Source organism: Bradyrhizobium sp. LjRoot220 (genome assembly GCF_964252915.1).
GTDB lineage: Bacteria > Pseudomonadota > Alphaproteobacteria > Rhizobiales > Xanthobacteraceae > Bradyrhizobium.
The window spans coordinates 548,679-569,643 of sequence record NZ_CAXUPS020000004.1 but is presented as its reverse complement, the minus strand read 5'-3'; the positions used below and the strand labels follow the sequence as shown (position 1 = coordinate 569,643).

The 20,965-nt window shown below is 62.7% G+C and carries 20 protein-coding genes, 1 tRNA gene and 2 pseudogenes; 13 read left to right on the top strand and 10 right to left on the bottom strand.

Annotation, left to right across the window (positions count from 1 at the left end):
• Nucleotides 1–58: 58 nt before the first annotated feature.
• Genes ACSQ84_RS21160 through ACSQ84_RS21150 form a run of 3 tightly spaced genes read left to right on the top strand, consistent with a single transcriptional unit; the run spans nt 59 to nt 1,437 of the window.
• Complete coding sequence (locus ACSQ84_RS21160) at nt 59–937, top strand: isocitrate lyase/PEP mutase family protein (protein ID WP_436213630.1); 879 nt, start codon at nt 59–61, stop codon at nt 935–937.
• Nucleotides 938–1,237 (top strand): acylphosphatase, encoded by a 300-nt coding sequence (locus tag ACSQ84_RS21155; protein WP_436213629.1) that lies wholly within the window; start codon nt 938–940, stop codon nt 1,235–1,237. It begins immediately after the preceding gene.
• A 59-nt stretch (nt 1,238–1,296) separates the two neighbouring features.
• Nucleotides 1,297–1,437: a hypothetical protein gene (locus tag ACSQ84_RS21150; RefSeq protein ID WP_436213628.1), complete on the top strand. Its 141-nt coding sequence runs from the start codon at nt 1,297–1,299 to the stop codon at nt 1,435–1,437.
• A gap of 276 nt (nt 1,438–1,713) precedes the next feature.
• On the opposite strand, the gene ACSQ84_RS21145 is transcribed toward ACSQ84_RS21150, so the two are convergent.
• The 4 genes from ACSQ84_RS21145 to ACSQ84_RS21130 form a co-directional block, all read right to left on the bottom strand.
• Nucleotides 1,714–2,529: an RMD1 family protein gene (locus ACSQ84_RS21145; RefSeq protein ID WP_436213627.1), complete on the bottom strand. Its 816-nt coding sequence runs from the start codon at nt 2,527–2,529 to the stop codon at nt 1,714–1,716.
• A gap of 78 nt (nt 2,530–2,607) precedes the next feature.
• Nucleotides 2,608–2,832, bottom strand: a complete 225-nt coding sequence (locus ACSQ84_RS21140; RefSeq protein WP_436213626.1) for an MJ0042-type zinc finger domain-containing protein — start codon at nt 2,830–2,832, stop codon at nt 2,608–2,610.
• Between the two features lie 284 nt (nt 2,833–3,116).
• On the bottom strand, nt 3,117–5,069 hold the full coding sequence (locus ACSQ84_RS21135; RefSeq protein ID WP_436213625.1) for a diguanylate cyclase domain-containing protein: 1,953 nt from the start codon (nt 5,067–5,069) through the stop codon (nt 3,117–3,119).
• A gap of 186 nt (nt 5,070–5,255) precedes the next feature.
• Nucleotides 5,256–6,773: an ATP-binding protein gene (locus ACSQ84_RS21130; protein ID WP_436213624.1), complete on the bottom strand. Its 1,518-nt coding sequence runs from the start codon at nt 6,771–6,773 to the stop codon at nt 5,256–5,258.
• Between the two features lie 145 nt (nt 6,774–6,918).
• Between ACSQ84_RS21130 and ACSQ84_RS21125 the strand changes: the two genes are divergently transcribed.
• From ACSQ84_RS21125 to ACSQ84_RS21115, 3 genes are read left to right on the top strand one after another with little or no spacing between them, the layout of a single operon-like run.
• On the top strand, nt 6,919–7,476 hold the full coding sequence (locus tag ACSQ84_RS21125) for a GbsR/MarR family transcriptional regulator (RefSeq protein WP_436213623.1): 558 nt from the start codon (nt 6,919–6,921) through the stop codon (nt 7,474–7,476).
• Between the two features lie 35 nt (nt 7,477–7,511).
• Nucleotides 7,512–8,192 carry a DUF4166 domain-containing protein gene (locus tag ACSQ84_RS21120; protein ID WP_436213622.1) on the top strand — a complete coding sequence of 227 codons (681 nt, stop codon included), beginning with the start codon at nt 7,512–7,514 and terminating at the stop codon, nt 8,190–8,192.
• Nucleotides 8,189–9,622 carry a TIGR01777 family oxidoreductase gene (locus tag ACSQ84_RS21115; RefSeq protein ID WP_436213621.1) on the top strand — a complete coding sequence of 478 codons (1,434 nt, stop codon included), beginning with the start codon at nt 8,189–8,191 and terminating at the stop codon, nt 9,620–9,622. Before ACSQ84_RS21120 ends, ACSQ84_RS21115 begins: the two co-directional genes overlap by 4 nt.
• A gap of 13 nt (nt 9,623–9,635) precedes the next feature.
• On the opposite strand, the gene ACSQ84_RS21110 is transcribed toward ACSQ84_RS21115, so the two are convergent.
• A complete protein-coding gene (locus ACSQ84_RS21110) occupies nt 9,636–10,502 on the bottom strand; it encodes a LysR family transcriptional regulator (RefSeq protein WP_436213620.1) in 867 nt (288 codons plus the stop codon).
• Nucleotides 10,503–10,620: 118 nt separating this feature from the next.
• Between ACSQ84_RS21110 and ACSQ84_RS21105 the strand changes: the two genes are divergently transcribed.
• Nucleotides 10,621–11,049, top strand: a complete 429-nt coding sequence (locus tag ACSQ84_RS21105; RefSeq protein ID WP_436213619.1) for a tautomerase family protein — start codon at nt 10,621–10,623, stop codon at nt 11,047–11,049.
• Between the two features lie 19 nt (nt 11,050–11,068).
• On the opposite strand, the gene ACSQ84_RS21100 is transcribed toward ACSQ84_RS21105, so the two are convergent.
• From ACSQ84_RS21100 to ACSQ84_RS21090, 3 genes and pseudogenes are all read right to left on the bottom strand, one after another.
• Entirely contained in the window at nt 11,069–11,368 is a 300-nt protein-coding gene (locus ACSQ84_RS21100) for a hypothetical protein (RefSeq protein ID WP_436213618.1), read from the bottom strand.
• 1,409 nt (nt 11,369–12,777) lie between these two features.
• On the bottom strand, nt 12,778–12,942 hold the full coding sequence (locus ACSQ84_RS21095) for a hypothetical protein (protein WP_436213617.1): 165 nt from the start codon (nt 12,940–12,942) through the stop codon (nt 12,778–12,780).
• 199 nt (nt 12,943–13,141) lie between these two features.
• Nucleotides 13,142–13,355 (bottom strand): annotated as a pseudogene (locus ACSQ84_RS21090) (lipoyl protein ligase domain-containing protein); the annotation flags it as partial.
• A gap of 89 nt (nt 13,356–13,444) precedes the next feature.
• On the opposite strand from ACSQ84_RS21090, the gene ACSQ84_RS21085 reads away from it, so the two are divergent.
• Entirely contained in the window at nt 13,445–13,756 is a 312-nt protein-coding gene (locus ACSQ84_RS21085) for an ArsR/SmtB family transcription factor (RefSeq protein WP_436213616.1), read from the top strand.
• Nucleotides 13,757–13,758: 2 nt separating this feature from the next.
• Complete coding sequence (locus ACSQ84_RS21080; protein WP_436213615.1) at nt 13,759–14,244, top strand: SRPBCC family protein; 486 nt, start codon at nt 13,759–13,761, stop codon at nt 14,242–14,244.
• A gap of 58 nt (nt 14,245–14,302) precedes the next feature.
• Here ACSQ84_RS21080 and lipB read toward each other — a convergent pair whose 3' ends face one another.
• Nucleotides 14,303–15,031 carry a lipoyl(octanoyl) transferase LipB gene (lipB, locus tag ACSQ84_RS21075; protein ID WP_436213614.1) on the bottom strand — a complete coding sequence of 243 codons (729 nt, stop codon included), beginning with the start codon at nt 15,029–15,031 and terminating at the stop codon, nt 14,303–14,305.
• A gap of 74 nt (nt 15,032–15,105) precedes the next feature.
• On the opposite strand from lipB, the gene ACSQ84_RS21070 reads away from it, so the two are divergent.
• Entirely contained in the window at nt 15,106–15,348 is a 243-nt protein-coding gene (locus tag ACSQ84_RS21070) for a FliM/FliN family flagellar motor switch protein (protein ID WP_044537514.1), read from the top strand.
• Nucleotides 15,349–15,447: 99 nt separating this feature from the next.
• A tRNA-Leu gene (locus tag ACSQ84_RS21065) sits at nt 15,448–15,532 on the top strand.
• A gap of 188 nt (nt 15,533–15,720) precedes the next feature.
• Here the strand turns inward: ACSQ84_RS21065 and ACSQ84_RS21060 are convergent.
• Complete coding sequence (locus ACSQ84_RS21060) at nt 15,721–17,748, bottom strand: hypothetical protein (protein WP_436213613.1); 2,028 nt, start codon at nt 17,746–17,748, stop codon at nt 15,721–15,723.
• Nucleotides 17,749–18,038: 290 nt separating this feature from the next.
• On the opposite strand from ACSQ84_RS21060, the pseudogene ACSQ84_RS21055 reads away from it, so the two are divergent.
• Together ACSQ84_RS21055 and ACSQ84_RS21050 are read left to right on the top strand one after the other, a co-directional pair.
• Nucleotides 18,039–18,179: pseudogene (locus ACSQ84_RS21055) on the top strand (integrase core domain-containing protein); the annotation flags it as partial.
• A gap of 562 nt (nt 18,180–18,741) precedes the next feature.
• The gene (locus ACSQ84_RS21050) at nt 18,742–20,961 is read left to right on the top strand and encodes a TonB-dependent receptor (RefSeq protein ID WP_436213612.1); all 2,220 of its coding nucleotides are present in this window, start codon (nt 18,742–18,744) and stop codon (nt 20,959–20,961) included.
• Nucleotides 20,962–20,965: the final 4 nt, after the last annotated feature.

Below are 20,965 nucleotides of genomic sequence, written 5' to 3'. Positions count from 1 at the left end.
CTCGAGATTCCGGGTCTGGTCCTTCGGACCATCCCGGAATGACGGAGAGGGGTAAGTGATGGCTTTCCACCAACGCCGCGAGAAACTGCGCGCCATCCTCAACGGGTCGACCTGCATCCGGCCGGGATCGGTCTATGACGCCACTTCGATCCGCATCGCCGAAGACCTCGGCTTCGAGCTCGGCATGTTCGGCGGGTCTGTGGCCTCGCTGGCGGTGCTCGGCGATCCCGATATCACGCTGATCACGCTCAGCGAACTCGCCGAACAGATGCGCCGGATGTCGCGCGCCGCGACCTTGCCGGTGCTGGTCGATGCCGACCATGGTTACGGCAACGCGCTCAACGTCCGGCGCACCGTGCAGGAACTGGAGAGCGCGGGTGCCGCGGGCCTCACCATCGAGGACACGTTGCTGCCGCAGGCCTTTGGCGTTTCGGAGCCGCAGCTGATCCCGCTCGAGGAGGGCGTCGGAAAAATGAGGGCGGCGCTGGACGGGCGCAGCGATCCCTCGCTGGTCATCATGGGCCGCACCGGGACGCGCGGCGGTGGCCCGTCGGCGGCGAGCTTTGAGGAGTGCCTAGTGCGCGCCAAGGCCTACGACGCCACCGGCGTCGATGCGCTGTTCTTCACCGGGCTGACGACGCGCCGGGAAGTCGAGGCGATTGCCGCGGTGACGACGCTGCCGATCGTGCTCGGCAACCCGCAGGGCGAACTCGACGATGCGGCCTTTCTCTCAAGTCAGCGGGTGCGAATCGCGCTGCAAGGCCACGCGCCGTTCGCCGCCGCGACGCAAGCGGTCCATGACACGCTGAAAGCGTTGCGTGACGGCACCGCGCCGAAAAATCTCAAGGGGCTGGCGTCATCCGAGTTGACCGGCCGGGCCATGCGCGCGGCGGATGTGAAGGCGCGCAGCAACGAATTTCTCGGATTGAAGAAATAGATGAGCCGCGCGATCCGCCATGTCACAGTCTCGGGCCGGGTGCAGGGCGTCGGTTATCGCGCCTGGGTCGCCGACGAGGCATCGGCGTGCAATCTCGAAGGCTGGGTGCGCAACTGCCGCGATGGCAGCGTCGAGGCGCTGTTCGCAGGACCCACGGATGTTGTCGCGGCCATGATCGCATCGTGCCGGCGCGGGCCGCCAGTGGCGCGGGTCGCCGCGGTGCAGGAAGAGGATGGCCATCCGGACGCGCTGAAGCTGCGGCGGGCAGGGGAAGAATTCTCGGTGCTGCCGACGATCTGAGCGCACGCCATGGGTGGCAATACCGCCACCGTCAAAAAGGCCATCGACGAGGTGATCCGATGAAACAGCCGACTCCCGAACGCGGTTCGAGGCCGATCCATCATTCGCCGATGTTCTGGGTCGGGCTCGTGCTGTGCCTGGCCGCAATCGCGATCTATCTGTGGTCGGATGATCTGTCGTGGCGGCCGACGACACGCTAAGGCGTGGTGAGTTTGGGTCTGATTGCGAGCCGCGAAGCAGGTGCGCTCCCTCTCCCGCCTGCGGGGGAGGGCTGGGGTGGGGGTGACCCCGCGCATACGACTCGTGGAGAGAGCCCCACCCGCCGCGCTTCGCGCGTCGACCTAAGAGCGAGCTTCGCTCGTCTCGACCCCGCAAGCGGGAGAGGTGCACCGAATCTGCGGCCCCACCGATTCACCTTAACTTCATCACGCTTTAGCGGTGGCGCGGGCGGGCGGCAATCGGGGCCAAGCGCGCCGTCAGTGGCCTTTGCCCATGTAAAGTTGATAGAGCGTGATGATGACTTCGAACGCGATCAGCCCGACGATGATGAGTTCGAGGCGCAAGGTTCGGCGCGTGTCGATGATATCGGCAAGCGTGTTGGCCGTCTCCGCCACCACGGCAAGTTTCCGGTTGAGGGCATCGAGCCGCTCTTTGAGCTCGTATTCGTCTTCGAGCCGGGCGTAAAGCCGCTCGAGGTCGGGACGATCCCACAGCGCGTCAGGCTTCTCGCCAATCGCGACGCGGCCGGATACCCTGTGTTGCACCAGAAGGGCACTTCCGATCAGCTGCATCACCCCTTTGCGATGCCGCCGGGTTCGTCCGTGATCTGCCAGCTCCTTGGCAAATGGTTCGATGATCTCGAACACCTTCGCCACTTCGCGTTCGTCGTGCGCCAGCACGACGCTCTTGGCCAGCACGTCGGCAACGACAAGAAGCCGTGCCGGCGACATGTCGCGCAATTGGATCGGGCCGCCGGACTGCACCTGATCCTCGGTCTCACCGGCAAGGGCCAGGGTAGCGGCTTCCTCTTCAGGGCGCGCCAGGTTCCCGTCGATTCGCGGTCTCAACGTGTCCAGGAAACGGGCTTCTTCGTCTGGCGCGAGGCCAATCAGTACCGCCACACCGTAGCGGAACAGTACGGCGACGCCGCTCTTGCCAACCCGAACCGCGAGCGGGTTCGCCGCGAGGGCTTCTGCTTCGAACCCGATCGTATTGATCCGGTCGCCAACGTGCAGCGCGTGCGCCGTGACCCGCGTCCCGACTTCAGCGGAAACAAATTCGGGCTTGGTCATCTCGCCGTCTCCTCGAGCCGTGTGCTGGCCTCGGAGACTACGCGCGTTTGATGACGTGCGCGACGTGCGATTGTCGGCCTATGCGGTCACGCGAATCGGAGATGGCGGCGCAGCGATGTGCCGATACTTGTGTTCCGACGACAAGACCAGCCGATAGGCTCTCAGCTTGGGATCCTGCCAATTATCGAGAAGCTGGCCGCAGACGGTGCATTCAACGCGACCCGGCCCTCCAATCGGTAAACTTGATTCCGCAACCTCGTAGGCCGACCCGCAGCACGGGCAGGTGAAATCCGATATTCTCATGGAAGGAACCTACAGCGTTTTCGACAGCGAGGATTGTTCTGGATCAATGTGGCACCAGAAGGGTCCAGGCTGGCGCAGCTCGCACATAATTTGTGCGCACGCGCCAATGTCGGTCGCTATCGGGCAGGGCTGACATGCAGAACTGGCGTGCGGAACGTCTTGCCCGAAATCGGCTCGCGCGTATGCGTCAGGTTAGCTTTTGTTTTGCCCTTTTGTTTTGACACGCTTTTTTATGCGAACCGGCGTCCACCCGGATCAAATCCGAGAGGCAGGCTCGAAGCGCTCTAATGCGCCAGTTTCCGTTCGTCGAACGTCAACTCCGGATCGTGCTGGATCGAACCGGCCTCGACATATCGCAGGTCCGGCGATGAATAGACGAAGCTGCGATTGCGGCCGAGACGCTTGGCCTCGTAGAGCGCGACGTCGGCCTCTCCGACCAGCGCAGCTTCACCAGGCGTCGAGCGCGTCCTGGTGGCAATGCCGGCGCTGATGGTGACGAAGCCGCGGGTGGCGGCGGTGTTGGGGAGGCCGAGGGCGCGCACGGTCAGCCTGATCGATTCGGCTGCCTTCAATGCATCGTCTTCGGAAGTGTTCGGCAGCACGACGGCGAATTCCTCGCCGCCATAGCGGGCGCAGAGGCCCGGTGTGTTCGAACTCGCATCGCCGATGGCCTTGGCGACGGCCTGCAGACAGCGGTCGCCGGCCTGATGTCCGTAGCTGTCGTTGTAGCCCTTGAAGTTGTCGATATCGAACAGCAGCACCGAAATCTCCTCGCAAGCGGCGTATTCGCGCGCCAGAAAGCCGTCGAAGGTGCGGCGGTTGGTCAATCCCGTCAGTCCGTCGGTTGCCGCAAGCTGGGTGAGACGGCGGTTGAGCAACGTGAGCTCATCCTCCATCCGCTTGCGTTCCGTGATGTCGCGCAGCACGCCGACGAACTCGGCCTCGGCGGGATTGTCGCGCGCGGACGCCTGCTTGAAGTTGCTCTCGACCCAAACGACGGATCCATCGGCATGGCAGATCCGGAACTCGGTCGTGCTCACGGCACCCGATCCGTTCAGCCGCGCGCTTGCGGCCATCACGCCTTCCTTGTCCCCGGCGTGCACCATCTCGAAGCAGGACTTGCCGACAAGGTCCTGCGGACGAACGCCCAGCATTTGCTCGACCGAGTGCGATACGTAACGAAGCGTGCCGTGGCCATTGAGCAGGATGACGACGTCGGCAATGTTGTTCGCCAGCAGGCGGTAGTGCTGTTCGCTGTCTCGAAGCGCGCGTTCGGTCCTGATGCGAAAATTGAACTGCGACGAGAGCAGGGCGGCGAGCAGGATGATCATGCACAGCAGTACGCCGGCAACGAGTGCATCGGTGCGCAGTGCCATCGACCAAGCCGACAGCACCCACTCTTCCGACATCGCGACGGTCACGACCAGCGGATATTGCGGCGTTTTCTCGTACCCGAAATATTTCACGATGCCATCGAACGGCGAGGTGATTTTGTAATATCCGGCCGAATTCGCTTTGAGATGTTTCGTGAACAGGTCCGTTCTGGAAAGATCGGTGCTCTGGCTCGCGAACGGCCAACGGGACAATACGGCGCCGTCATTGCGCAGCAGGCTGATGCCGCCGTCCGGGCCGAGCTGGAAGGCCCGGTAGAAGCTGCTGAAATAGTCGCTTTCGATCGCGGCGGTCAGCACGCCGCCGAAACTGCCGTCCTCCTTGCTGACGCGCTTTGACAGCAGGATCGTCGGCCGCCCGGTGAGGCGTGATTGAATCGGCTCGCTGATCCGGAGCGCCCAGTCCGCGCTGTCGCGATGATAGGCGAAGTAACTCTGGTCGGCATTGTTGTAGCGTGGCGTTTCCGGCAGGGACGAGTAGCGCCAATTGCCTTCGCTATCCAGTACGCCGATCTCGCGTATCTGCGGCAGCGCGGCCGCGGTGTCGGCCAGATATTTATTGAATCGCCCCGGCGCCGGATTGCGGTATTTGAGCAAGTCGACCATGCCGCTCATCGCGATGTCGGCCGCCTGAATGGTGTGCCCGGCATGCTCGGCCAGCGAGTGGGCGAGGTTCTGAATGTCGGTAGCGCCGCGCGCCAGCGCGGCCGACTTGGCTTCGAGCGCCTTCCAGACCACGACGCCCAGGATACAGGCCGTCATGACCAGCGCAAAGCACACCACGACCATTCCCGGCGTGATCCGCCGGAGGAAGCCGCCATGGTTTGCGAAGTGTCGATCGGGCATCTTCCGCCTTGATGGGGGGAGTGCCAAATCGTTCTGACCGGCAAGCTAAATGCGTCGCCTCCGAATCTAGCGGCCAATAGGTGGCGATGCGGTTAATAAGTCTGTCAGGAGAATAACGGAGGAAGCTGGATTTCGCTCGCAGTGCCGGTGGAACCGGGACGGCGGCTACCCGGCGCGGCCTGCCGGTTACCGTGGCAATTTAGCGATCGCCTGGCTCAGCTGATGGATCTCGTAGGGCTTGCGGAGGATCGGAAAATCGCCGCGCACGTTCACCGCGGCATCGCTGTAGCCGGTCGCCAGCAGAATCGGCAGCTGGGGCCGCATCGCCTTGACGCGGCGCGCCAGACCGAGGCCGTCCATATTGCCGGGCATCACGATGTCGGTGAATACGAGGTCGATGCCGTCGCGCTCGATCTCGCGCAAGGCCGCCTCGGCATTCGCTACCCTGCGCACGGTGTAGCCGAGTTGCTCGAGCAGGCTGGTGCTGACCGCGGCGACTTCCGGATTGTCGTCGACCAGCAACACGGTGCCGCTTCCAGCGGTTTCGGTAGTACTGACATCGTCACGCGGCAGGCCGCCGACCTGTCGCGGCAGCAGGATCGTGATCTCGGTACCTTTGCGGAGTTCGCTGGCAACCTTCACCGTTCCGCCGGCCTGATGAGCGAAGCCGTGCACCTGCGAGAGACCCAAACCGGTGCCCTTGCCGATCGGTTTGGTGGTAAAGAAGGGATCGAATATCCTGCTCAGCACGTCAGGCGCGATGCCGGTGCCGGTATCCGCCACGGAGATGGCGACGTAGTCTCCGGTATGGGCTTCCTCGCTGAGCCGGCTGTTATCGGCGGCGACCTTGATCGCGCCGCCGTCCGGCATGGCGTCGCGTGCGTTGATCACGAGATTGACCAGTGCCGTCTCGAGTTCGGTGATGTCGACCATGACCGGCCAGACGCGGCGGTCGAGGTCGAACTGCAGTGTCACGGTGCTGCCGACGCCGGTAGCGAGAACATCGCGCACCGCATTGATTCTTTCGATGACATCGACCGACTGCGGATTGACGCTCTGTCGCCGCGCGAATGTCAGCAACTGGCTGGTCAGTGCAGCGCCGCGCTTTGTCGCCGCGTCGATCGCCGTCAGCGCGCGCTGAAGTCTGGGGTCGTCATCGACGCCTTTCCTGAGCGTATGAAGACTGCCGCTGATGATCATCAGGAGATTGTTGAAATCGTGCGCGACGCCGCCGGTCAGCTGGCCGAGCGCGTCCAGCTTCTGGGACTCCGCCAGCTGCGCCTGCATCTGGTCGAGCTTGAGCTGGGCCTCGCGGCGTTCGGAGATGTCGCGGGTGATCTTGGCAAATCCGACCAGCCTGCCGTCCTCGTGGATCGGGTCGATTACCACGCTGGCCCAGAAGAAGGTGCCGTCCTTGCGGACGCGCCAGCCTTCCTCCTCATAGCGGCCGGTTTCGTGCGCGATGCGCAACGCGCGCTCCGGCTTGCCGTTGGCGCGATCGATTTCGGTGTAGAAGGTCGAGAAATGCCGGCCCAGTATCTCCCCGGGCGAATAGCCCTTGATGCGCTGGCCGCCGATATTCCAGCTGGTGATGATGCCGGCAGGGTCGAGCATGTACAGCGCGTAGTCGGCGACCCCCTCGACCAGAAGCCGGAAACTGCGTTCGCTCTCGAACAGATCCCGCTGCTGGTCTCTTCCGGACATCCGAACCCCTAAACGTCAGTGGCCGAAAACGCGCCGCAGGCCGGTTTTGTTCCGCCGACCGGCCAAGTTTTAGGCACATTTTAGCCGGAGGCGCGGCCCGCTCTGGGCACTTGACTTCGGTCCAGTAATGTCAGATATTTCTGTTATGACAGAAGCAACCGAAAAGAAGAAACTCCCGGCCGCCGTCGAGCGGTTCATCCTGCACTGGGGTGACATGGGCGACGAATGGGGCGTCAACCGCTCAGTCAGCCAGATTCATGGCCTGCTGTATCTCGCCGAGGCGCCGATGACGGCCGAGGAAATCGCCGAGACGCTCGGCATGGCCAGGTCCAACGTCTCCAACTCCATCAAGGAGCTGCTGTCCTGGAACCTGATCCGCCGGGTGCCGATCCTCGGCGACCGCCGCGATCATTACGAGGCGGAGACCGACATCTGGGAAGTGGCGGCGCGGATCGCGTCCCGGCGCAAGGAGCGCGAGATCGACCCCGCGGTCGATGCGCTGCGCGCCTGCGTCTCCGACGCCGCCGATGATCCAACCATCAGCGAGGTCGCGAGCAAGCGGCTGCGGGAGATGCTGGAATTCACCGAGCTGGTCGACCGCTGGTACATGCAGATGCTGAAGGTGCCGCGGCCGAGATTGGTCGCCCTGATCAAGCTTGGCGAGAAGATCGTCAGCTTCCTGCCGATGGGGAAAACCAAATAGGGCAGGGCGTGGCGGGAGAGTAGCGGGAGCGTTCGATGGCGTCAGCGATCAGGATCTCAAGACTTCCAGCGTCCACTGCTTTCGACAAGCGTTCCCGTGACATTCTGCTCGACGATGTCAGGTTCCACGCGCTGCTGTCCGATGCCGATTGGGGGCGGTTGCCGCTGGCGATCTGGCGGCGCTTCTCCAAACGCCATGCGGATGGTGCGACGGTCGTCTATGTCGGCGAGGTCGAGGAGGCCCATTTCAGCCGGATCGGCTGGTGGCTGGCGCAACTGGCGCGGCTGGTCGGCGGGCCGCTGCCGACCGCGGCCGAGACCGGCGTGCCGATGGTGGTGACGGTGACCGAGGACGCCGCGAGCGGCGGCCAGATCTGGACCCGCATCTGCGCCCGCCGCAGTGGATTTCCGCAAGTCATCCATTCCTCGAAACGCTTCGCGGGCCCGACGGGGCTCGAGGAATATGTCGGCCACGGCATCAGCATGGCGCTGCGGATCTTCGTCGAGTGCGAAGCGCTGGTGTTTCGCAGTGTCGGCTATTCCTTGCAGATCGGGCCGCTGCGGCTGGCGCTGCCGCCCTGGCTGACGCCGGGCGACATCACCGTGACCCATGCCGATCTCGGCGGCGGCGCGTTCCGCTTCACGCTCGATATCGTTCATCCACGCTTTGGCAGGCTCATTCGCCAGTCCGCCGTGTTCCGGGAGGCCGCATCATGACGTCGTTGCTTTGGATCCTCATCGCCGTTCAGATCGTGATGGGCGTGTTCGATACGTTCTATCACCACGAGCTGACCGAGCGGCTGGCTTGGCGTCCCTCGCAGCGCTACGAACTGCAGCTGCACGGCGTGCGCAACATGATGTACGCGTTCCTGTTCCTGGTGCTGGGCTGGCTCGAAGTCCACGGCATCCTCGCGATCGTCATCGTCGCGGTGCTGGTCGCGGAAATCATCATCACGCTGCTGGATTTCGTCGAAGAGGACATGAGCCGGAAACTGCCGGCGAGCGAGCGGATCAACCACACGCTGCTGGCGATCAACTACGGGGCCATTCTGGTGTTGCTGCTGCCGGTCCTGATCGGATGGGCGATGCAGCCGACCGGGATCAAATCGGCCTATACGGGATGGCTCAGCATCGTCGCCGCAGCGGCGGCCGTCGGCGCAGCGCTCTGCGGTATCAGGGATTTTACCGCGGCCCGGCGTCTCGGGCGGATGCACAGCGCGCCTGCCATCGGCCTCGTGGAGAAATTGCAGGGGCGTCAGATCGTGCTCGTTACCGGCGCCACCGGCTTCATCGGCAGCCGGCTGGTCGCCAGCCTGACCGCGTCCGGCCATCAGGTCATTGCGCTGGTCCGTAACCCCACGAAAGCGGAACTGCCGCTGCCGATCACGCTGATCACCAGCCTCGACCAGATTCCCGCGGACACCAGGATCGACACCATCGTGAATCTCGCCGGGGAGCCGATCGGCAACGGGCTGTGGACCGAAGCAAAACGTCGCAAGATCCTCGATTCCCGGATTCAGATCACCGGCGATGTCGTTGATTTGATTGGCCGTCTCGAACGCAAGCCGGCCGTGCTGGTGTCCGGCTCCGCGATCGGCTGGTATGGGCTGTGGCAGGATCAGGTGCTGACCGAGTCCGCCAAATCCCACGCCTGCTTCAGCCATGAATTGTGCGATGCCTGGGAGAATGCGGCGCGCCCGGCGGCGGATCACGGCGTGCGGGTGGTCCATCTGCGGATCGGCCTCGTGATCGGGACGGATGGCGGGTTCATCACGCGGATGCTGACACCGTTCGAGTTCGGGCTCGGCGGGCCGCTCGGGTCAGGCAAGCAATGGATGTCCTGGATCGAACGCGACGATCTCGTGCGCCTGATCGCGCATGTCATCGCCAGCAGCGATATTTCCGGCCCGATCAATGCTACGGCGCCGATCCCGGTCACCAATCTGAAATTCACCGAGGAGCTCAGCCGGCGATTGCATCGGCCCGCAGTGTTCCGGATTCCGGCAAGCCTGTTGCGCCGCGTCGGCGGCGATTTTGCCAATGAGCTTCTGCTCGGCGGGCAGAGGGTGCTGCCGAACAAAGCGATGATGAATGGATTCAAGTTCCGCCACGAAACGCTGCGCAGCGCGTTCGAGGCGATCTTGTAAACTGCGTAGAGGCTCAAGCGATGGCGCGGGAAACCGCAACCACACTGCGAAACGTCGCCGCCAGTGTCCGCAGCGCGGCGAGTTTTGTGGGGTCGCTCACCTTCGAGTGTAACATCACCTTCGATACGCCAAGTATCGGCAATTTCTGCGCTATTCCGATCTCCACCAACCCTGCCGGCGCGATCCTGCGGGCCAGCGGCGCAACCGCCAATCCCGCCAGGGCAGCGGCGACCACGGCGGTGAGGCCGCCGCCGACAAAGGCTTCACTCCAGGGGATTCCGGCTTTGTCGAGCACGCGGACGGCGATCGCGCGGACGCCGCAGGGCGGTGCCAGCGTCGCCAGTTGCAGAGCGTCACCGCGCGGCCAGACAAAGCGCGGCGAGGCGAACCAGCCGAACGTGTCCTCGGTCAATTGCTCGCCGCCGCGGCGGCTGCCCTCCTGCCGCACCACCACGGCGTCGAGTTCGCCGGAATCGTAGGCATCGAGCATTGCCCGCGAAAAGCCGATCGTCACCGAAAGCGCCAATTGCGACGACATCGCGTGCAGCCGCTCCAGCAGCGGCACCAGTTCGGCACCCGCGGCGTGATCGCTGATCCCGAGTGTCAAGCGCTGCCGCACCGGCTTTTCGCCCGACAGCGCACGGTCATGCGCCTCCATCAAGAGGCGGGCGTGGTGCAGGAACGCCGTGCCCTCGGCGGTGAGGGTCACCGCGCGCGGTGAGCGCTCGACCAGCCGCTTGCCGAGCACGCTCTCCAGCCGCTGCAGCTTCAGACTGACCGCGGCCTGCGTGGTGCCGAGTGCCTCGGCGGCGCGGGTAAAACTCTGCAGCTCGGCGACCAGCAGGAAGGCCTGAACGGTGTCGATATCCAGTGTGCTCATGGCATCATCACTATTGGTTATCACTGTTATGAAAAGAGATAAGATACCAAAATGATGGGAGCAGGTCTAGATATGGGGGACGCGATCGATATTCGCGAAATTCTGAAGGAGAACCACCATGCCGCTGATCACCGTCACTTATTCGACCTCTCGCAAGGCCCCGTCATTGCAGGCCGAAATCGCCTCCGCCGTCAGCGAACTCACCGCGAAAATCCTGCGCAAGGATCCCAAGGTTACCGCGGTGATCGTCCGCGCGGTCGATGCCGCGGACTGGTTCGCCGGCGGCCAATCGCTGGCCGAACAGAGCCTCGCCAGTTTCTGGCTCGACGTCCATGTCAGCGAGGGCACCAACACCAAGGACGAGAAGGCCGCTTATCTCGCCGCCGTGTTCGAGCGCATGGGCGAACTGCTCGGGCCGCTGCACCACGAGAGCTACGCGCATGTCGACGAGGTCAAGGGCGATGCCTACGGTTTCGGCGGCCTGACACAGGAGCGCCGCTACATCGCCGGCAAGCTCGAGGTCGCGCCGCACACGGCGGCGGCGTGAATTCATTGCGGAGCGCGTGTCACACCCTTAGCACGCCCAGCACTGCTGCGGTGGCTGCGACAAGGGTGAGTGCAAGCACGGTGGCGCGCCAGAGAAGTTGCTGGCGCGCGACTCGGCGATCCTGGAAGGCAAGCCAGTCCCGGACGAAGCCTGCCGGAACGTCGAATACGACGGCGGGCCTGTCGGGATCATGAGTCTCGTGATCTGCGAACATCGCCCGCACATTTGGCACGCCCAGGCGGTTAAGTTCGCAATTCCATTCCCAGGCATGTGCGCCGTTGGTCCATCGATTCTCGAAGGGAAGCCGACGCGATTTCATCGTGACCTCCTGTTCCAAATCCGCCTACCTCTGGATATGTGGCGCGGTCCACCCAAAGCGGAAGAGCCGCCTCGGCCCGATCAAGAAATGGCTGCGGGTTCGAGCCCTTATGCAGAACAGTTAGACCGTTGCCTCGGGCAGGAGAGCTCTTGTAGCCCCGAACACGTCCTCAAACGCCCGCCGGAGCGCGACGTCAACGTCTTCCATCGCGGTATTATGGCGCAAACGCCACAAGCCTAACGGCCTGATCGTTCGCACCTAATGCCGTTCATTCTTGAAAGGAATGAACGATGCGTGGACCACGAGGGGCGGCTCACGTCGCCTTAATCAGCTTCTTTGCCTTCATAGTCGTGCTTCAAAAGGCCGGGCGGTTGGGTTCGCTTCCGCCGTAGATCAACCTGAAATTGGTCGTTCGGTTCTTCTTGAAGACATCTCTGTAAGTGATCCCACCATAAACAAAGATTGCAGCGCCACCAAGCATCGTTTCAAGCTTGGGGGCGCTGTTTGCGTTAGTGGCCTGTTTTGGATTGGAACGAAGCCCCGGCCCGCTACATTTTCTTCAGATGAAGGACGAATGGAACGAAAGTCTGCGGTGTCCAATCTGCGGCAAGACTGGCAGGGCCAGCCTGTCTCAGGGCGACGACGAGCCAATCGTGCTTTCTGTGCCGGATGGCTTCAACGTCGTTGCCACCGAGGATGGTCCCAACTTCCAGTGCGCGACGTGCAACGTCGCGGTGAAGCCATAGGCCGCCTCAGTTGGCCGCCTCTTTCATTCGGGTAGTGGGTCAGTTTGATTGTGGCGGGGTTCTGGGCTGGAAAAAGGGCGGTTCCGGGCGCATATTTCGAGAATGGAAACAACAGTTGTCCAGTGCCGGTGCGGCGCTGAATATAGGCGCGTCGAACCAATGAGCTTAATGCCGCACAGCGGCCACGTATCCTGTGAAGTCTGCGGGGCGGTATTAGAGTCTTGGGCGGAAGACACTCACGTTGCCACATTCGAACTGGTCAAGCGTCCAGATGGAAAGCCTGCATGACTAGCCACCCCAAACGCCCGCGCGACCCCAACCATCTCGTCGCCACTGGCCGGTCTTCACTCAGCGCACGGCGAATGAGTAGATAAGCCAGACTATGACGACAGCCGCCAGAACGAGTACCCAATTGGAAATTTGACTGCCGCCTATCGATGTTTTCCGGCTAAACCATTCCATGGCACTTCCTCCCCAGATAGAGCGCCTCAACACCGCCAACGATACCACTGATTCCGTCTTAGTCGGTGGCTTCTTTCAGCCGCCACTTCCCGCGCGGGCCATCGCCAGCCACCGCCGTCCCGTTGCGCGCCCGTAGCGCCGCTAGGATTGCGGCCTGCAACACCATAGCTTGATGGCGCGTGGCCTCTGGCTTCTTTCCGGCTACAGCAAGTCCGATATCTCCCGCGTCGTCATGGCCACCGCAGACCGCCGTAGCGTGTCTATGACGGCTCTGGCGAGCGTCCCCCGCTTGAACCACGGATTGCCGACGTTGCGGCGCTTGGGCGCGATCAGCCGGATATTGAAGTCCGGGCTCAGCATCTTCATGACCGCTTCAACCTGGAATATTGCCAGCCGTAGCCGCTTGGTCTCCCGCTGGTTGGCTGAGAGTTTCCCGGCCAGTTCGGCGTGAAGTTGCGTCAGGGTCTTTAGTGCGTGGTAGGGAAGTATCTTGGCGTGGGGCATACCGCCTAGATGGCGGTGGACCGTTCAAAGTTCTTGTGGCGTTTGCGCCATAATACCGTTCCATCGTCCATTGCAGGCCAAGGTCGACCAGTGAGGTGACGCCCTGGCATCGACGACCCCGCGGGGGATAATCGCGGAAAAATGCGAGAGCTCCGGCTCGACATTGATGGCGATGCCGTGGAACGAGACCAGCGTCGCAGTCGCACGCCGATCGCCGCGATCTTGTCCTCACAACCGGGGCCCTTGTCCGGGCTGGCCACCCAGACCCCGACACGGGCGCCTTCGGTGAGAGCATCATCGAGACCCGGCGCCGGCCGCGCGAGATGCATTTGACAGCATCATTAGTTTATACTAATGATAAGTCATGACTGTTGAAAGTGCCCAGCTTACCGCTCTCGGTGATCCGACCCGCCGCGCGATATTCGAGCTGATCGCGGAGCATCCGCGGTCGGTCGCCGAAATTACCCGGAAGGTTCTGGTCTCGCAGTCGGCTGTTTCCCAGCACCTCAAGGTGCTGCGCGAATCGCGTCTGGTCCGTTCCGAGCCGAGGGGCGCGAGCAATGTCTACCACATCGATCCACACGGGCTTGGCCAGATGCGTGCCTGGCTCGACCGGTTCTGGAACAAAACGCTGGCCGCCTACAAGGTCGCCGTCGAGCAACAACCAGAGGAGTGACCATGAACACGCGTATCGCAATTGCGTCCGTGAAGCAGTCCGTCGTGGTCGAGGCGCCGATCGAGCGCGCATTCAAGGTCTTCACCGAGGACTTCGGGAGTTTCAAACCGCCCGAGCACAACATGCTTGCTGTCCCGATTGCCAGGACGGTGTTTGAGCCTCGGGTCGGCGGTCACCTCTATGATCGTGGTATCGACGGCAGCGAGTGCCGCTGGGCGCGCGTGCTGGCCTACGAGCCACCCAACCGGGTGCTCCTGAGCTGGGACATCAGCCCGCGATGGCAGATCGAGACCGATCCGGACAGGACCAGCGAATGGGAAGTGCGCTTCACCGCCGAGACGGCTGACCGCACCCGCGTCGAGATCGAGCACCGGAACCTGGAACGGCACGGCGAAGGCTGGCAAAGCGTGCGCGACGGAGTTGCGGGCGATCAGGGTTGGCCGCTGTACCTCAGGCGCTATACCGACCTGTTGGTCCGCAAGGCCTGACGGCCGCAAGTCAGCGGGCTCGGAGCGGGACCCGGAAGCGGCGCGGCATCAAATTAAATTACGCCGTCGCTTCCGGCAGGCGGGCCTTGGTCGCGCCGAACACGTCCTCAAACGCCTGCCGGAGTGCGACATCGACGTCCTCCATCGTCACGGGCAGGCCAAGGTCGACCAGCGAGGTGACGCCGTACCTGGCATCGACGACGCCGCAGGGGATAATCGCGGAAAAATGCGACAGCTCCGGCTCGACATTGATGGCGATGCCGTGGAACGAGACCCAGCGCCGCAGCCGCACGCCGATCGCGGCGATCTTGTCCTCATAACCGGGGCCCTTGTCCGGCCTGGCCACCCAGACCCCGACGCGGTCCTCACGGCGTTCGCCGTGCACGTTGAAGGCGGCGAGCGTGCGGATGATCCATTGCTCGAGACCGGCGACATAGGCCCGGACGTCCGGGCGGCGCCGCTTCAAATCGAGCATCACATAGGCCACCCGCTGGCCGGGGCCGTGATAGGTGAGCTGGCCGCCGCGCCCGGTTTCGAACAGCGGAAAGCGCGGGTCCAGGAGATCGCCGGCCTTGCCGCTGGTTCCGGACGTGTAGAGCGGCGGATGTTCCAGCAGCCACACCAGCTCAGGCGCTTGCCCGGCCGCGATATCGGCCGCCCGCGCTTCCATCTCCGTCACGGCGTCAGGGTAGGGCACCGGTTTGGCCGCAATCCGCCATTCGACCTCGCTGCCGCCGGGGGCCCGCGCGAACGTCGTCAAATCAAGGCTTTGGCGGTCATTAACCATTGGCTAACCATAACGTGGTCAGGTGAAATCACACAATTTAGTGCAGGATCTAGTCCCGGTTTGGCGGTTTCGCAGTGCCCACCCTCGATAAAGTCAGCGTTGATCTCATGGTGGTGCTCGGCACCACCACGATGCCCATCCACCAGGTGATGCGGCTATCCCGCGGCGCCATCATCGAACTGGACGCCACCGAGGCGGACGAGGTCAAGATCCTCGCCAACAACCTCCCGGTGGCTTCCGGCGTGGTGCTGGTCGACCGCAACCGGATCGCGGTCGAAGTCAAGCAAATGCTGCCGAAATTGCCGGGTGTTAGGTAGTTAATTCGGTCGCAAAACCGCCTTGTCCCTCCATCTCTGATTTGTTACATCGGCGCCGGTTGATCCGGCAGGCCGACATCCTTCCAGCCGGTATCCCTAGCGCTCGTGGCGGAATTGGTAGACGCGCTGCCTTGAGGTGGCAGTGAGTAAAATCGTGGGGGTTCGAGTCCCTCCGAGCGCACCACAAACCCACGTTTGGCGTTGGAATCATTAAGGACGACGCGAAGTTACTACTATGTTCGCGCCTGAGGTTCCGGCCCCGTTCACGCCAGGCTGCCGCATGAAATCCTCCAACGATTGGCTCCGATCGAACGTCGCGATCTTGTCCATGCCGCTCACGCCGAGCCCCGGTTCGCTTTAGCGATGTAGATGCTAGGACGCTGGGACAATCCAAATCAGAGTCCCCACGCGCTCGGGCGGCTGGTTTCCGTTCGACGAGACAGTGAAGTTAGTGCCCGCTGCGAGCCCTGGAAGCGCAATAGCAGCGACCTCTATGCGGTTTTCCAGCACCGCGAGAACACCTTCGTTGAAGCCGACTGTCGCGGTGTTCGGGTCGAGGTCGGTGAAATTGAAAAAGTCACCGGCTTGGAAATCCGTGACTATGATCGCAGCCAGCTCGGTCTTCGTGCCCTGAATCTCGTTTTTGCCCGGCCCCGCAGTGATGATGTCCGCGCCGCCTCCCGGAATGATGAGGTTGTTATAGATACTGCCCTGGATAACCTCAGCGAGAGGCGAGCCGTAGATCAGATATTGCTGCTTCGGGTCAAGCCGGTAGATGGTGATGCTGGCAGGGTTCGATTTCGCCCAATAGGCATCCGTGTGTATGCCGATGACGCTGTCGCCCGGCACCGGGCCCTCGGCCACATTGTCGTAGACCAGCATCTTCAGACCGAACGGTATCGGCGGTATGGGCGGTATCGGCGGTAGCAGGATGGTCGTCGTATGGCCCACCACGGGCCCAGACGAGCCATACTTCTGGTTCTGCCACTCCAAGCGGACGATGTCGCCCGCCAGGAGTTCGACGCCCCAATCTGCATAGGGCGTCTTGCCGTCGCCGCGATAGGCGATGCGCCAGAAGCCCCCGTCGACGTTGTTGAGCGGGGTGTACAGGGTGTTGGGCAACGGCATCGGCACGCCGGCGGCCGCCGCGACGCAGTCGGCGATCCAGTTGCACAGGTTCGTGTTGGGAACGGCCGGGTAGGCGGCATTCATGGCCTGGGCGGCGAGGACGACATCTCCGGGCTGTGGCGTGCCTGGCGTGCCCTGCACCACCGCCGGATCGGCGGCCCATATGCTGTAGGTCACCGTCGCTGCGGCCGGGCTGCCGGGGGGCGTGATCTGCGCCACGAACTGGGCCGGAAACAGGATGTTGTTTCCCGGGCAAAGCGAATAGGCGCTGATGTCGCTGACATCGATCGTCTTCTTCGTGACTACCATGCCATCGGTGTCGAGCCAGACGGGAGCTACATTCGGGGAACACCAGTATTTTTGGTCGGTCGGCGTGTTAGGCGGCATTGTCCGCGTCTGAAGAGTGATGCTGTAGAAGCCCGGCTCCTGAGTGCCGAAGGCATTCTGGAAGATCGTCGACAGCGGCACCGGCGTGCCTGCCGGGGCAACGAGCGCTATCGGCAGGGATTGTTGCAGCGACAGCGTTCCCTGCGGCACGTAGGTCACGACGGTGCCGGAGCCAGGGGTGTTTGTCACCGCGAAATCATCGGCAGTCCAACCCGGATTTTGGATCGCAGTGAGATTTTGTTGGTCCAAGAGGTTCACGCAGAGCGTGGCGGCTCCGCCGGTTCCAAAAATAGTCATGACAAAAACCGTTTCGGAGCCGGCCTGGGGCGTCAGCGTCAGGGATTGGGCCGAAAGGCCCGGCAGGGCAATGAGACCTCCCACAACGTCGGTAACGGCCGCAAATCCGATTGTGCCCTGGAAGGCGGCGGGATTGTTGAGCGTGATGCAGCCCGTGCCATCGGCGAAGGCGATCTGTTGTCCCTGCTGGATGACCCCCGAAATGGCGAGCTGTCCGCCGTTCTCAATCGCGAGGAGGCCGTTTCCCTGCACCGTGACGTCACTGGCGGTGGAGACGGCGCCAGCGATCTCGAAGAGGCCGGCGGTGTTAAAGCAACCGGCGGCCAGATCGAGCGTGCTTCCCGGAGCGACAAGCACGAAGGCCTCCTCGGCAAAAGTGAAGGCGGCGTCGGGGGCGGCGGTCATCGTGACGATACTGCCGGGTGCTACGATCCTGATCTGGCCGGAGAAGGTGCAAGCCTGCTGGATCGACAGCGTCACATCCAGCGCCGAAGTGCCGCCTTTCCCGCAGATCGTCATCGGGGTGGCGCCGAATGCCGCCGCGACATTCAATGCGACAGATCCGCTCTCGGCCTGGCCCAGTGTCATGGCGCAACTGACGCCCAACGTGGAAATAGTGGGAGCTCTCGACGTTCCCGGCGGTATCAGCGCGACATCAGAGCTCTGCGGGACTGTGGGCGGCGACCAATTGGTGGCAGTGGACCAGTCGTTGCTAGTCGCGCCTGTCCACCTAATATACGCCATGCTGGCCTCCGGACTACCGGTTTGGGAGACGGAATTGATACAGGTCGATTGTCACAATTTTTCCTTCCAATGCAAGAATGAAATAATCTAAAGTTGCGGTATATTCACATGCTACTTCCGAGTTCCTGCGCGGGATCACCTGGCACTTCGCCGCATCGGGTTAGCCGATGCAGAACGGCTTTTGTGAAAGCTTCAACGGCCGGATGCGGGACAAGCTTCTCAACGTAACCCCGTTCCTCGGTCTCGATTACGTCCGGACCAGGATCGCCGACTGGCTGACTTTCAAAGCGAAGAGATCGGGAGTCTCAGTCGGCAACGTGCCGCTGCATATAGCCGGTGAAGTCCACGGGCTTGCCGCGCTTCATCGCCAACGCGGCAAGCGGCAGCGAGAGCGCTCTCGTCTAGCGTTTCTGCCAAATTTCAACAGCACTGATTTGAAATCTTCAAAAACGCATTTGGAATTTTTCTAAACACGGCGTCGACGGATTCGATTCGTCGATGATTGAGACATTCTAAATCGTCGCGCATGCATTTGCGTTGCTGTCACCAGAGCGCCTCCCTAAAGAGGCGGTGCAGATCGCTAGCGATCGGACTTTGCCGATAAGCGCAGGCAACCAACCTGGGGTGCGAGTCTGCGGGCGGATCTGATTCACAGGTCGATGGGTGTTGGCCGAAACTCGGACGCGGAGAGCGGGGTCTTCGGTCCGTGGTCGTTGCTGGCCGAGCGTAGAGGCATGTCACGCCGGGGGGCGTGCTGTTGATGGGGGACTATCTGGAATGCGACGTGCAGTTGGGGTTGGAACGGTAGCTCGCTTTGGTGCGACATTGCTGGGTGGAGTGGCTTTGCTGGCGGGATTCGGATCGCCTGCTCAATCCCAGGCGCCGCAAGCCGGCAACGCCCTTCCACCCGTTACCGTCGATGCGCCGGCGCAACAGTCGGTCCGCCGCGCGCCCACCAAACGAAATGCCGCCCGGGCCCAACCGGCTTCACGGCGCACCTCGCCGCCTGCCGCCCCGCAAGCCGAAACCGCCGCGGCGCCATCGCAGCCGGGTGTCGTTCCCGCCTTTGCAGGTGGCCAGGTCGCTCAGGGCGGGCGGCTCGGAATGCTCGGAAACACCGACACAATGAAGTCGCCGTTCAACGTGACGAGCTACACTGACAAGTTCATCCGGGATCAGCAGGCGGCGACAGGTGCGGATGCCTTGATCCTTGATCCTTCCGTGCGCAGTACCCACCCAACCGGCGGTGTGGTCGATTCCTTCAATATTCGCGGCTTCCCGATCAACGAAGGCAACAATGGCGAGTTCGCGTTCGAAGGTCTCTACGGGATCGCACCGAGCTATCGCATTTTCACTGACTACGTCGAGCGCATCGAAGTGCTCAAGGGTCCCTCAGCCGCGCTCTCGGGGATCGCGCCCAATGGCGGCGTCGGCGGCGTCATCAATGTTGTGCCCAAGCGTGCGGGAGAGGACCTGACCCGCTTCACCGCGGGTTACGGTTCGACCGCACGGTTCGGCGGTCACTGGGATATTGCAAGACGCTATGGCGACAGCAGAGAATGGGGCGTGCGCACCAGCGGCAGTCTGCGCGGCGGCGACACGCCCATCGACCGTCAGTCCGAAACGACGGGCGTCGGGGCGCTGGCCCTCGACTATCAGGGCCAACGGTACAGGTCCTGGCTCTACCTCATCGCCCAGACCGATCGCTTCGACGCCCCGTCACGTCCGTTCCTCATGACTGCGGGCTTGCCGGTGCCAAAGGCGCCGGACGGCCGGTTGAACGTGACGCAACCCTGGGAATGGTCGCGCATCAACGATCAATCCGTGTTGTGGCGCAACGAATACGATGTGAACGACCAGGTTACGCTGTTCGCCGACGTCGGCGGATCGCGGACCAATGTCGAGCGCTTCTTCGGCCTTCCGACGATCAGGAACACGAACGGCGACACCACCTCGACGCCGCAATTCTTCGGACTTGGCATTGAGCGATACACCTATGATGGCGGCGTCCGCGCCCGTTTCGATACCGGATTCGTTCGCCATGCCGTCACCTTCCAGGCCTCGGTTTATCATGACGCGCTGTACCGGCGGCTCACCAACGGCAGTGGGGTCAATTCGAACATCTACAATCCGACCGTGGCGCCAACTCAGTTCGCGAATGAGATCAGCGGGCGCCCTCGGCTCTCGGACAGTCAACTCACGGGGCTCTCGATTGCCGACACCTTGTCCGTGCTCGATGAGCGTGTCCTGCTGACTTTGGGTGTCCGGCGCCAGGGCGTCGAGGCGAACAACTATCTCTCTAATGTCGGAACGCTGCTGAACTCCTATGACAAGAGCGCGACCACTCCCGTGGTCGGCCTCGTCGTCCGGCCCTGGGACAACGTCTCCCTGTATGCGAACTACATCGAAGGTCTAAGTCGGGGCGACATTGCACCGTCGCAGCCGAACGTTTCCAATGGCAGCGAACTGCTCCCGCCCCACATCGCCAAGCAGTACGAGGCCGGCATCAAGGTCGACTTCGGCCGGGTCGCAACCACCTTCAGCGCCTTCGACATATCGAAGGGGAGCGGCGAACTGGTGGCTGGGGTCGCCACGCCGACTGCCGAAACGCAAATACGTGGGCTCGAGTTCAACGTCTACGGCGAACTCATGCCCGATGTTCGTGTCCTCGGTGGCGTTTCGTTGCTGGATGGCACCCTGACGAAGTCCGCCATTGCGTCACGTGTGGGCAATTCGCCGATCGGCGTTCCGAACGTGCAGGCAAATATTGGAGCCGAGTGGGATCTGCCGTGGATGAGAGGGCTCACTTTGAATGGGGCAGTCATTTACACGGGCAGGCAGTTCGTCGATGCAGCGAACAGGCAGCCGATCCCGGACTGGACGCGACTCGATCTCGGCGCCCGCTACACCACGGCGATCAATGGCCGGAAGACGATTTTCCGCGCGAACATTCAGAATGTGACGGGGACCAACTACTGGTCCAGCGTCGCCTCATTCGGAACGTTCTTCCTGGGCGCGCCGCGCACGTATCTGCTGTCGATGACCGTGGACATGTAAGCGC